This window comes from Nocardia crassostreae (assembly GCF_001613405.1).
GTDB classification, from domain to species: Bacteria; Actinomycetota; Actinomycetes; order Mycobacteriales; family Mycobacteriaceae; genus Nocardia; species Nocardia crassostreae.
The window spans coordinates 18990-31295 of the sequence record NZ_BDCH01000002.1 but is presented as its reverse complement, the minus strand read 5'-3'; the positions used below and the strand labels follow the sequence as shown (position 1 = coordinate 31295).

The 12306-nt window shown below is 67.8% G+C and carries 9 protein-coding genes and 2 pseudogenes; 6 read left to right on the top strand and 5 right to left on the bottom strand.

The window, feature by feature from the left end; all coding sequences use genetic code 11:
• Window positions 1-9 precede the first annotated feature (9 nt).
• The 3 genes and pseudogenes from NC4_RS00900 to NC4_RS00890 all read left to right on the top strand — a co-directional run bounded on the left by NC4_RS00900 (window position 10) and on the right by NC4_RS00890 (window position 4830).
• Window positions 10-1776, top strand: a pseudogene (locus tag NC4_RS00900) (dipeptide ABC transporter ATP-binding protein).
• A 313-nt stretch (window positions 1777-2089) separates the two neighbouring features.
• A complete protein-coding gene (locus NC4_RS00895) occupies window positions 2090-3691 on the top strand; it encodes an ABC transporter substrate-binding protein (RefSeq protein ID WP_084528328.1) in 1602 nt (533 codons plus the stop codon).
• 128 nt (window positions 3692-3819) lie between these two features.
• Window positions 3820-4830, top strand: a complete 1011-nt coding sequence (locus NC4_RS00890; protein WP_067531289.1) for an ABC transporter permease — start codon at window positions 3820-3822, stop codon at window positions 4828-4830.
• 74 nt (window positions 4831-4904) lie between these two features.
• Here NC4_RS00890 and NC4_RS42075 read toward each other — a convergent pair whose 3' ends face one another.
• Complete coding sequence (locus NC4_RS42075; protein ID WP_245721435.1) at window positions 4905-5123, bottom strand: hypothetical protein; 219 nt, start codon at window positions 5121-5123, stop codon at window positions 4905-4907.
• On the opposite strand from NC4_RS42075, the pseudogene NC4_RS00885 reads away from it, so the two are divergent.
• From NC4_RS00885 to purM, 3 genes and pseudogenes are all read left to right on the top strand, one after another.
• A pseudogene (locus tag NC4_RS00885) lies at window positions 5019-5857 on the top strand (ABC transporter permease). The gene NC4_RS42075 and the pseudogene NC4_RS00885 sit on opposite strands and share 105 nt — an antisense overlap.
• Window positions 5850-7547 (top strand): ABC transporter ATP-binding protein, encoded by a 1698-nt coding sequence (locus tag NC4_RS00880; protein ID WP_067531171.1) that lies wholly within the window; start codon window positions 5850-5852, stop codon window positions 7545-7547. Before NC4_RS00885 ends, NC4_RS00880 begins: the two are co-directional and overlap by 8 nt.
• A 98-nt stretch (window positions 7548-7645) precedes the next feature.
• Window positions 7646-8725, top strand: a complete 1080-nt coding sequence (gene purM, locus NC4_RS00875; protein WP_067531169.1) for a phosphoribosylformylglycinamidine cyclo-ligase — start codon at window positions 7646-7648, stop codon at window positions 8723-8725.
• Between the two features lie 257 nt (window positions 8726-8982).
• Here purM and NC4_RS38595 read toward each other — a convergent pair whose 3' ends face one another.
• The 4 genes from NC4_RS38595 to ygfZ form a co-directional block, all read right to left on the bottom strand.
• Window positions 8983-9198: a DUF3073 domain-containing protein gene (locus tag NC4_RS38595; RefSeq protein ID WP_084528327.1), complete on the bottom strand. Its 216-nt coding sequence runs from the start codon at window positions 9196-9198 to the stop codon at window positions 8983-8985.
• Between the two features lie 187 nt (window positions 9199-9385).
• The gene (locus NC4_RS00870) at window positions 9386-10348 is read right to left on the bottom strand and encodes an asparaginase (protein WP_067531167.1); all 963 of its coding nucleotides are present in this window, start codon (window positions 10346-10348) and stop codon (window positions 9386-9388) included.
• Between the two features lie 125 nt (window positions 10349-10473).
• A complete protein-coding gene (locus NC4_RS00865; protein ID WP_067531165.1) occupies window positions 10474-11139 on the bottom strand; it encodes an MOSC domain-containing protein in 666 nt (221 codons plus the stop codon).
• Window positions 11136-12251: a CAF17-like 4Fe-4S cluster assembly/insertion protein YgfZ gene (ygfZ, locus tag NC4_RS00860; RefSeq protein ID WP_067531163.1), complete on the bottom strand. Its 1116-nt coding sequence runs from the start codon at window positions 12249-12251 to the stop codon at window positions 11136-11138. The genes NC4_RS00865 and ygfZ overlap by 4 nt, the downstream gene beginning before the upstream one ends.
• Window positions 12252-12306: the final 55 nt, after the last annotated feature.

Genomic DNA, 12306 nt, shown 5'->3' with positions numbered 1-12306 from the left:
AAGCCACCCATGACGCTCGAAAAGGCCCGTCCCGCACTGTCGGTCGAGTCCCTGTCCGTCACCTTCGCCACCGATGCCGGGCCCGTCTACGCGGTCAGCAAGGTGTCCTACGAGGTGTTCCCGGGCGAGGTGCTCGCGGTGATCGGTGAATCCGGCTCCGGTAAATCGGTGAGCTCCCGCACCGCCATGGGCCTGCTGCCGGGCACCGCGAGCGTGCGCGGCACCGTCACCCTGGGCAGCGACAAGATCACATCCATGAGCGAGAAGGAACTCACCGCATTGCGCGGCGGGGCCATCTCCATGGTGTTCCAGGAGCCGGGCTCGGCCCTGGACGCGCTCTACACCGTCGGCTTCCAGATCATGGAAGCCCTACGGGCGCACAGCGATATGAACCGCAAGGCGGCCCGGGCGCGGGCCATCGAACTGCTGCGCATGCTCGGGCTGCCCGATCCGGAGCATCGGGTGGACTACTACCCGCATCAGCTCTCGGGCGGGCAGAAGCAGCGCGTCATGATCGCCATCGCCATTGCGTGCGAACCCAAGGTGATCATCGCCGACGAGCCGACCACGGCGCTCGACGTGACCGTGCAGGCCGAGATCCTGGAACTGCTGCGCGATCTCAAGGACCGCATCGGCAGCGCCATCGTGCTCATCACCCACAATATGGGCGTGGTCGCCGACCTCGCCGACCGGGTGGTGGTCATGCGCGAGGGCAAGGTCGTCGAAAACGCCCCCGTGCACGATCTTTTCGCCGATCCACAGCACGACTACACCCGGGCGCTGCTGGCGGCCGTGCCGCATCTGGGCGCGTCGCGAATCCGGGACGTGGTCGCCGCCGAGGATACGGCGGCCGCCGAGCCGGAAGCGCCCGCCTCCGTGCTAGTCAAGAGCCAGCCCATCGAACTCGCCACCGCCGCAACGGAACTGGAGGTGTCGGCCGGTACGCCGGTGCTCGATATCGCGGATCTGGTGGTGGAGTTCGCGGGCGGGATCGGACGCTCGTCCTTCCGGGCGGTCGACGAGGTCACCCTGACCATCGCCCGCGGTGAAACCCTGGGCCTGGTCGGCGAATCCGGTTCCGGCAAGTCCACCATCGGCCGCTGCGCCGCCGGACTGCAGAAGGTGACCACCGGATCGGTGCGGGTGCTCGGCACCGATATCGCGCGGCTGAGCGAGAAGCGGATGCGGCCCATCCGGTAGCGGCTGGGCTTCGTCTTCCAGGATCCGGCGACCTCGCTGAATCCCCTTCTCACCGTGGGCGATTGCGTGGCCGAACCGCTGATCGTGCACCGCGCCGCCAATGGCACGGCGGTCCGTGACCGGGTCCAGCACATGCTCGACGATGTGCAGCTGCCCGCCGACACCGCCAAGCGCTACCCGCACGAACTGTCCGGCGGGCAGCGGCAGCGGGTGAGCCTGGCGCGGGCGCTGGTGCTCAATCCCGATCTGCTCATTGCCGACGAGCCCACCAGCGCCCTGGATGTGTCGGTGCAGGCCAAGGTGCTCGAGCTCTTCGCGCAGTTGCAGCGCGAATGCGGCTGGGCCTGTCTGTTCATCAGTCACGACCTGGCCGTGGTGGATCAGCTCGCCGATCGCATCGCGGTGCTGTGCCGGGGCGCGGTGGTGGAACAGGGCACCCGCGACGAGATCCTGCGGCATCCCACCCAGGAGTACACGCAGCGATTGGTGGCGGCGGTGCCGGTGCCCGATCCGGTCGAGCAGCGGCGGCGGCGCGCGGAGCACGCGGCGCTGTTCGCGGAGGACCGTTCGGCCTAGCAAAACCTGTTCGATACGAAGGCTGCGTCCGGAAAACCGGGCGCAGCCTTTGTTAATGCTTAGTTACTACCAATTGGTGAGATCCTCACTGTCCAGAAGAGCAGTCTGAACTGCCAATCGTCGGAATCTAGGGCATCTGGACACCTGACCGCAAGCATTCTTGAAAATTATGTCTAAATGAGATTTGGAAACACAACGGAAACATTTTATCTGGTTAACTGCGCGCAAAGTTAGCTTGACGCCGGGCGGGCAGACGGGTGAACCCCCATGCTGTCCGTGAGAGCCCGGCGCGCGTTCGAGAGTTGGGTTATCCATGAGTTCAACGACGAGCCGGACCACGAAGATCGCCGCGGCCGGCATCGCCACCCTCGCCGTCGCCGCCCTCGCGGGCTGTGGAGCGGGCCGCACCGGAGACGCCGCCGGTGGCGCGGGCATCGTCCTCGGCACCACCGACAAGATCTTCGCCCTGGACCCCGCCGCCAGCTACGACAATGGTTCGAAGCAGGTGCAGGCCCAGGTCTTCCAGACTCTCCTCGACTTCCCGGCGGGCGGCTCCGCCCCGATGCCGGACGCCGCCGAGAAGTGCGAATTCACCGCGCCGACCGTGTTCACCTGCACGCTGCGCCCGGGCCTGCAGTTCGCCAATGGAAATCCGTTGACCGCCAACAGCGTCAAGTTCTCCTTCGACCGCATGCTGAAGATCAACGACCCCAATGGCCCGGCCTCGCTGCTCGGCAATCTGGCCAAGACCGACGCGGTCGACGAGCGCACCGTGAACTTCACCCTGAAGGTCGCCAACGACCAGACCTTCGCCGCGGGGGCGCTGTCGGCCAATGCCGGGTACATCGTCGACGAGAAGAGCTTCCCGGCCGACAAGGCGATCTCCGATGAGGAGGTCGTCAAGGCCAACCCGTTCTCGGGCGTCTACACTATCGGCAGCTACGACAAGAACAAGCTCGTCGAGTACAAGGCCAACCCGGGCTACAACGGCATCCAGGGCAAGCCCAAGTCCGACACCGTCTCGGTCAAGTACTACGCCTCCAGCGACAACCTCAAGCTGGACGTGCAGAACGGCGCGATCGATATCGCCTACCGCTCGCTGACCCCCACCGATATCGACTCGCTGCGCGGCAACGACACGCTGACCGTGCACGAGGGCCCCGGCGGCGAGCTGCGCTACATCGTGTTCAACCTGAACACCATGCCCGGCAATGATCCGGCACAGAAGCTGGCCGTGCGCAAGGCGCTCGCCTCCTCCATCGACCGCGCCGCGCTCGCCTCCGGCATCTACAAGGACCTCTACACCCCGGTGTACTCGTCGGTCCCCAAGGTCTTCCCGGACGCCACCGAGGCGTTCAAGGACGCCTACGGCGAGAAGCCGAACAAGGACGCCGCCGCCAAGTACCTGCGCGACGCCGGACTCACCACGCCGGTCCAGCTGAACCTGCAGTACAACTCCGACCACTACGGCACCTCCTCCGAGGAGTACGCCGCCATCAAGAACCAGCTGGAGGGCACCGGCCTGTTCCAGGTGAACCTGCAGTCCACCGAATGGGTCACCTACCAGAAGGAACGCGCCAAGGACGGCTACCCGGTCTTCCAGTTCGGCTGGTTCCCGGACTTCCCGGACGCCGACAACTACCTGACCCCGTTCTTCGCCCCGAACAACATGCTGCAGTCGCACTTCGAGGATCCCAAGGTCACCGCGCTGATCACCGCGCAGCTCACCGAGGCCGATCCGGTCAAGCGCAAGGCGCTGCTGGCCCAGGTGCAGACCGAGCTGGCGCAGAACCACATCCCGATCCTGCCGCTGCTGACCGGTAAGCAGATCGCGGTGGCGGGCAAGAACGTGCAGGGCGTCGGCGAGAGCCTCGACCTGTCGTCCAAGCTGCGCTACGGGATGCTGAGCAAGTAGTGACCACCATCGAGTCGAGCGGGCCGGTGACCCCGGCCCGCTCGGGCACCGAGGTGCCTGCGGACCAGCCGGAAACATCGGCCAGGCGGCGGAAATCGCCGCGCGGCAGCGGATCTCGATACAACGCGCTGCTGCGCTATCTGGGGATCCGGGCACTGCTCATCGTGCCCACCACCTGGATCCTGGTGACCATCGTGTTCTTCCTCATGCGCGTGGTCGGCGATCCCATCACCGCCGCCATGGGCGGGCGGCTGACCGCCGATCAGATCGAAGAGCGCAAGGAGGCCGCCGGACTCAACCGGCCCATCCTGACCCAGTACTGGGAGTACCTGTCCGGGCTGCTGCGCGGCGATTTCGTTCGCACACAGGACAATCGGGCCGTCGGCGATGTCATCATGACCTACGGCGCGGCCACCCTGGAGCTGGTGCTCTGGGCTCTGCTGGTCGCCTTCGCGGTCGGCATCCCGCTGGGCAGATACGCTGCCACGCACCGGGATACGGCCGCCGACGTCGGCCTGCGCACCTTCGCCATCCTGGCCTACGCGGCGCCGGTGTTCTTCGTCGGCATGCTGCTCAAGCTGGTGTTCTCGGTGCAGCTGGGCTGGCTGCCGGTCGCCGGTCGCGCCAGCACCCATGTGGAACTGGCGCTGAACAATGTGTCGCCCAAGACCAACATCATGATCGTGGACGCCATCCTCTACGGCGATCCCGGCTATCTGATGGACGTGCTGAAGCATGCCGTACTGCCCGCAGTGGCGCTCGGTCTGCTCACCGCCGGTGTGTTCCTGCGCCTGGTGCGCATCAACCTGCTCCAGACGCTGCGGGCGGGCTATGTCGACGCCGCCCGGGCGCGCGGGCTGTCCAAGCGAGTCGTGGTGGGGCGGCACGCATTCCGTAACTCGCTCATTCCCGTCGTCACCGTCATGGGCATGTACATCGCCATGATGCTGGGCGGCGCGGTGCTCACCGAGACCACCTTCGAATGGAAGGGGCTCGGCTACCAGCTCGCGCAGTACCTCTCGGCCCGCGACTTCATGGCGGTGCAGGGCATCGTCGCGTTCATCGCGCTGGTCGTCGCGGTCATGAGCTTCGTGGTCGACCTGGTGGTGGCCATGATCGATCCGAGGGTGAGGTTCTGATGACCACCACCGCACCGGCCCCCGCGCCGGTTCTCGACAAGTCCGAGCCCGGCGCGCCGGAACTGCCCGGCGCGCTACGGAAGTCGCCGCGATCCTGGCGAAAGCTGCCCGGCGCCAAGCTGATCGGCCTGACCGGCGGACTGCAGCGGGCGACCCTGCTGTTCGGCCTCGGCCTCATCGGCATGTTCGTGCTCATCGCGATCTTCGCGCCGCTCATCGCGCCCTACGGATTCGTGCAGATCTCCGCCGACGGCGTGGATTTCGTGCGCCAGCAGGCGCCGTCGGCCGAACACTGGTTCGGCACCTCGGTGCGCGGCGAGGACGTGTTCCCCGGGTCATCTTCGGCGCCCGCACCGCGCTCATCGTCATCATCATCTCGCTGGTGCTGTCGCTGTTCGTCGGCGTACCACTGGGATTGGTGTCCGGCTATGTCGGGCGCTGGCTGGACCGCGTGCTGGTGCTGTTCATGGACGCCATGTACGCCTTCCCGTCGCTGCTGCTGGCCATCGTGGTCTCGATCGTGGTTGCCGGTGGCCAGTCCAGCAGCTTCGGCGGCATGATGTCGGCCGCCATCGCCATCACGGTGATCTTCGTGCCGCAGTACTTCCGGGTGGCGCGCAATGCCACCATCGCGGTGAAACAGGAACCCTATGTGGACGCCGCGCGGGTCACCGGCGCGTCCACCACGCGAATCCTGTTCCGGCACATCTTCGCCAATGTGACGCAGTCGCTGCCGGTGCTCATCACCCTGAACGGCGCGGAGGCCATTCTGACCCTGGCGGGCCTGGGCTTCCTCGGCTTCGGCATCGAGCCCACCCAGGCCGCCGAATGGGGTTACGACCTCAACAAGGCGCTCGGCGATATCAGCAATGGCGTGTGGTGGACCGCGATCTTCCCCGGCACCGCCATCGTGCTCGTCGTGCTCGGTATGACCCTCGTCGGCGAGAGCCTCAACGAGGCGCTCAACCCGCTGCTGCGTACCCGGCGCGCCACCAACGACTCTCCGCGGAAGAGCGACGATGACTGAATCAGCCCTGTCCATCGCATCCCTGTCGGTCACCTTCGCCACCGACGCCGGACCCGTGCGGGCCGTGCGGGACGTCTCCTACGAGGTGTTCCCCGGCGAGGTGCTCGCCATTGTCGGCGAATCCGGCTCCGGTAAATCGGTGAGCTCCCGCACCGCGCTCGGCCTGCTGCCGCAGACCGCGCGGGTCGAGGGCACCGTCACCCTCGGGACCCAGGCCATCACGTCCATGAGCGAGAAGGAGCTCACCGCGCTGCGCGGCGGAGCCATCTCCATGGTGTTCCAGGAACCCGGCTCCGCCCTGGATCCGCTGTTCACCGTGGGCTTCCAGATCATGGAAGCCCTGCGCGCACACCGCGATATGGACAAGAAGGCGGCGCGGGCCCGCGCCATCGAGCTGCTGCGAATGGTCGGGCTGCCCGATCCGGAACAGCGGGTCGACTTCTATCCGCACCAGCTCTCCGGCGGTCAGAAGCAGCGCGTGGTCATCGCCATCGCCATCGCGTGCGAGCCCAAGGTGATCGTCGCCGATGAGCCGACCACCGCCCTGGACGTCACCGTGCAGGCCGAAATCCTGGAACTGCTGCGGGATCTGCGCGATCGCATCGGCAGCGCCATCGTCCTGATCACCCACAATATGGGCGTGGTCGCCGACCTCGCCGATCGCGTGGTGGTCATGCGCGATGGCGAGGTCGTCGAAACCGCGCCCGTGGAACAGCTTTTCGCCGACCCGCGCCACGAGTACACCAAGGCGCTGCTCGCCGCGGTGCCGCGCCTGGGCACGGTCACGGCGGAATCCGCCGGGCCCGTCGAGGTCGCCGAATCCGCATCCGCCAAGGCCGCGGTGCAGGTCGTCTGCGAACCGGCCGAAACCGTGCTCGAGGTCTCGAATCTGACCGTCGAGTTCCCGGGCCTGCTCGGCCGCCCGGTCTTCCGGGCCGTCGACAATGTGAGCTTCACGATCGCACGCGGTGAAACCCTCGGCGTGGCCGGCGAATCCGGGTCCGGCAAATCCACCATCGGCCGGTGCATCGCCGCCCTGCAGCGACCCACCGCGGGCACCGTCACCATGCTCGGCACCGATATCGGCGGCCTGTCCGAACGCAAGTTGCGGCCGCTGCGCCGCCGCTTCGGCTTCGTCTTCCAGGATCCGGCCACCTCGCTCAATCCGCGCCTCACCATCGGCGAGTGCGTGGCCGAGCCGCTGGTGGTGCACAAGGAGGCCAAGGGCGAGGCCCTGCGCGCCCGCGTCCGGCACATCCTCGACGACGTCCAGCTGCCCGCCGGGACCGAGGCCCGCTACCCGCACGAACTGTCCGGCGGTCAGCGCCAGCGCGCCAGCCTGGCGCGTGCCCTGGTGCTCGGCCCGGACCTGCTGCTGGCCGACGAGCCCACCAGCGCGCTCGACGTCTCGGTGCAGGCGAAGGTGCTCGAGCTCTTCGCCGATCTGCAACGCGAATGCGGCTGGGCCTGCGTATTCATCACCCATGACCTGGCGGTCGTCGACCAGCTGGCCGATCGGATCCTGGTGATGCGCAATGGTGCCGTGGTCGAACAGGGCGACCGGGATGCCATCCTGCGGCACCCGGAACAGGAGTACACCCGTCGTCTGGTGGCCGCGGTGCCCGTCCCCGACCCGGTCGAGCAGCGTCGTCGGCGTGCCGAATCACTGGCGCTGGTCGGCCCCCGTTAACGCGGATTGACACCCATACGGCTGCAAGCGCGTTATCCGTCTCGGGTACCGTGAGCAGGCATCTATCCGGACGATTCGGCTTGGAGTTCTCCCCGACAATGACTGAACAGACACCCAGCGGCGCCGGTGCCTCGTACGCGGCGGCCGGTGTGGATATCGAGGCCGGAGATCGGGCAGTCGAACTGTTCGCACCCCTGGCCAAGAAGGCCTCCCGGCCCGAGGTGCAGGGTGGACTGGGCGGCTTCGCCGGATTGTTCGCGCTGAAGGGCGGATACAAGGAGCCGCTGCTGGCCGCCTCCACCGACGGCGTCGGCACCAAGATCGCCGTGGCGCAGGCCATGGACAAGCATGACACCGTCGGGCTCGATCTGGTCGCCATGGTCGTCGACGATCTGGTGGTCTGCGGCGCCGAACCGCTGTTCCTGCAGGACTACATCGCCGTCGGCAAGGTCGTGCCGGAGCGGGTCGCCCAGATCGTGGCCGGTATCGCCGAGGGTTGCGTCCAGGCCGGTTGCGCGCTGCTCGGCGGCGAGACCGCCGAGCACCCGGGCCTGATGGGCCTCGACGACTACGACATCTCCGCCACCGGCGTGGGCGTCGTGGAAGCCGATGCCGTGCTCGGCCCGGACCGCGTGCGCCCCGGTGACGTGGTCATCGCCATGGGTTCGTCGGGCCTGCACTCCAATGGCTACAGCCTGGCGCGCAAGGTGCTGCTGGAGATCGACCGCATGTCCCTGTCCGGTCACGTCGAGGAATTCGGCTGCACCCTGGGCGAGGAACTGCTCGAGCCGACCCGCATCTACGCCAAGGACTGCCTGGCCCTGGTCGCCGAGACCGATGTGCGGACCTTCTCGCACGTCACCGGCGGCGGCCTGGCCCAGAACCTGGCGCGCGTACTGCCCGCGGGCATGGTCGCCGAACTGGATCGCGGTACCTGGAACCCGGCCCCGGTCTTCAAGCTGATCGCCCAGCGCGGCCGCGTCGAGCGGGTCGAGATGGAGAAGACCTTCAATATGGGCGTCGGCATGGTCGCCGTCGTCGCTCCCGAGGACGCCGACCGCGCCCTCGCGGTCCTCACGGCCCGCCACATCGACTGCTGGACCCTCGGCACGGTGAAGAAGGCCAAGGACGCCGACGCCGCCCGCGTCGTGCTGGTGGGAGACCACCCGCGCTTCTGAGCGAATACCGTTCCGGCCCCGGCATCTTCGCGGTGACCGGGGCCGAACTGTATCCCGCTCAGCACTATTCGCCCGGAATGTCCCGACTCCGGAATGTCCTGACTCCAGATACCAAAAATCCACCAGCGTCCGGCCCGTTGCGGGCGGGACGCTGGTGTCATTCAGCGGCCTTCAAAACCGGCGGCGCGCTCGGTGTATCGACGTGTTAAGGGGGAGGCCAGTCGCGGCCTCCCCCTTAACACGTCGATCAATCCGAGTCAGCGGCGCCAGTCGTCGTAGTCGTCTTCGTCCCAGCTCGACGGCGCATCGTTCGCGTCGTGCTCGTCGGAAAGAACTCCACTCCGCTGCGAGTCGGGGGATGAAGGTCCCCCCGACAGCTCGCGCTGAAGGCTCGCGAAGTCGGTTGGCGCGGAGCTGTACTTCAGCTCGCGTGCAACCTTGGTCTGCTTTGCCTTAGCCCGGCCACGGCCCATGGCTGACCCCCTCGCGTCACTGCGGGGCGGCCTGGGGTGGTTTGGCGGCCCCGTTCGAATTAATACTCTTCCGGACAGACACTTTAGCGTGTGTCCGGCGGTCGCGCTTCCAGGAGTGGGGGAGAAACCATCGAAGTGCTGCCCCGCGGCCGTCTCGACCGGGGGCGGGCGGTGCCGAGCAGGGGGTTCAGAGCACCCCCGGGATCGCTCGGATGATGCCGACTCTGGCGCCGCCGCCGAGCACCGCGGGTGCGGCCAGCTCGGCGTGCGCGTCGGTCCACTCGACGCCCATACGCTGCAGAATGGCCAGCGTGAGTGGGAGCCGGGCGCGATCGGCGCCGTCGTCGATCTTGTAGGCGAAGGCCGTGCCGTCGGGGAGCGCGCCCGCGTGCACACCATCCGCGCCGATCTTGCAGACCAGTCCGGGGGTTGCCGTCATCACGCGCAGATCGGGACCGTCCGTGCCGGAAATCACTCGCGGGTGGGCACGAATCGCGTCTGCGACACGGCGTTCCGGGGTGCCGGTGGGCGCGGTGGCCAGGGTGGCGTAGGCGCGGGCCAGATTCACCAGGGAGACCGGCACGATCGGCAGGCCGCAGCCGTCGATGCCCAGATCGGTCTCCGGTTCGCCGGTGACGTCGGCGATGGTGTCCAGCACGGCCTGCTGCAGCGGATGCCCGGCGTCGAGGTAGCCGCGGGTGGGCCAGCCGTTGACCGTGCAGGTGGCCAGCATGGCGGCGTGCTTGCCGGAGCAGTTCATGTAGATGCGGCGCATGCCTTTACCGCGTTCGTGCCCGGCCAGGGCCTGGGCGCGGGCCTGCTCGTCGAAGGGCAGATCCGGCGGGCATTCGAGGTCGTCCTCGGTGAATCCGAAGCGAGCCAGCAACCGCCGCACCAGTTCGACGTGATCGGGCTCGCCGAAATGTGAGGCGGTGGAGATGGCCAGTTCGGCCTCGTCGGCCGGTTCGAAACCATTGCGCAGCAAGGTCAACGCCTGCATGGGCTTATTGGTGGAGCGCGGGAAGATCGGGCCGTGCACCGCGCCGAGTTCGACCAGCGGCTCGCCGTCGGGCCGCAGGATCACCGCCGAACCCCGGTGCATGCACTCGCGAAAACCCGAGCGCACCACCTCGACCAGGTCCGTGCTCATTGCGGAGGCTCCCTTCTCATGCCAACGTGACAACTGATTTCGTGCGGGCCGGGTAACTCGTCGGGTACGACCAGAATCGGTTCGGCTCCCAACCGCTGGCACGCGTTGCCAACGGTTCACGGCTCCTAGCCGGGCGCTGAAGTCTCGGGGAGGCGGGACAGCCTGCGACGGTGGCGTTCGATCTGCATGCGCACATCGTCGGAGAGAGTCGGCTCGTCCGCCAGCAGCCGATCCAGCAGGGCCGGATCCTTGCCGGTGAACAGGTCGCGGACGGTGATGCCGTGTGCGGGGGTGTGCACCACCCGCACCTCGTCGCCCGCGCCGATCGTGCCCTCGGTGAGCACCCGGAAGTACGCGCCGGTGTGGGCTTGCAAGGTGAAGCGTTTGACCCACTGCGGTTCGCCGGTCCACTGCTGGAACGTCGCGCACGGCACGCGCGGTGCGGAGACCTCGAGGAGGGCGTCGCCGATGGCCCAGTGCGCGCCGAGCACGGCATCGCTGACCGGAAGTCCGGCAATGCGCAGGTTTTCGCCGAACCACCCCGCGGGCAGGTCGCGGCCGAGTTCGGCGCCCCAGATGCGGGCGTCCGCGTCGGAGTAGGCGTAGACGGCCTGGTGCACGCCGCCGTGATTCTTGGTGTCGCAGACGTGATCGCCGTCCAGGCCCAGGGCGCGCGCCGGAACCCGGTGCGGCACCGGGCGTTTGTCGATGGCGGTGCGGCCCACGCGAGTGTTCACCTCGATCTCGGCATGCACCACGCAGACGGCCAGGACCTGCCCGGTGTCGCTCATCGGCCGCGCAGCTTCTCGACGGCGAGCCGACCGGCCTGCGGCTCGTCATGGGAGGGAACGGAATCCGCGTCGATGGACGCCGCGGTGGGGCCCGCCTCGAGCGCGGTGTCGGCCGGGATGGTGCGCTTGATCAGGGCCAGGGCGATCGGGCCGTATTCGAAATGGTCGACCACGGTGCCCACCACGCCGACCGCGCGGCCGCCAGCGGTGACCGGATCACCGGGCACGGGACGGGCGTCGGCGGAGCCGTCCAGGTGCAGTAGTACCAGATGCCGCGGCGGCTTGCCGAGATTGTGGACGCGGGCCACCGTCTCCTGGCCGCGATAGCAGCCCTTGTTCAGGTGCACCGCGCCGAATTCCTCGATACCGCCGACCCAGTTGGCCTCGTGCGGAATGGTGCGGTCGTCGGTGTCGATGCCGATGCGCGGGCGCAGCGCCGCCACCCGCAGCGCCTCGAAGGCCCACATGCCCGCGGCCTCGGCCCCGGCCTCGCGCAGCGCGGTCCACCAGGTGGTGAGCTGTGCGCGCGGAACGATGAGGTCGAAGGAATCGGCGGTGGGCCAAGGCATCCGGCGAATGAAACCGCCGCCGGGCAGGGCCACCGCCTCGTAGATCTCGGGCAGTCCGGCAATGCCGAGGGGGCCGAGCAGGTCGGTCACGCGCGGGCCCAGCAGGCTCAGCACGGCGTGATCGGGGGCGGCTTCGGGTTTGGTGTCGGCCCAGAACACCATCTTCTGCAGGAAGCCCAGCAGTTCGGGTCCGCGCGCGGTCTCGGTGTCGAACCACACCGTGCCGTCCAGCTCGGTGAGCACGAAGTGATGCAGCACCCGGCCATTGAGATCCAGGTCCAGATTCTCCGCCGACCGGCCGTCGCGCAGATCGGCGACGTGCTGGCTGGTAATGGTGTGCAGCCAGGTCAGGCGTTCTTTACCGGTAATGGATCCGATGAACCGGTGCGAGCGATCCACCACGGCCACGCGCTGCACCGCAGCGCGTTGCTCGCCGAGCGGATCCCCGTAATGCCATGCCACCGCGGCATCGGGCGAACCCGGTAATCCCGCGACGGCCCCCGGAAACTGAAGGATTGGGCTGACCGCAACCTCGGAGGACACAGCTCCACATTAGGCGCTGGGAAATTCCGTGGTTCCATCGGCGCGGTATTTTCGC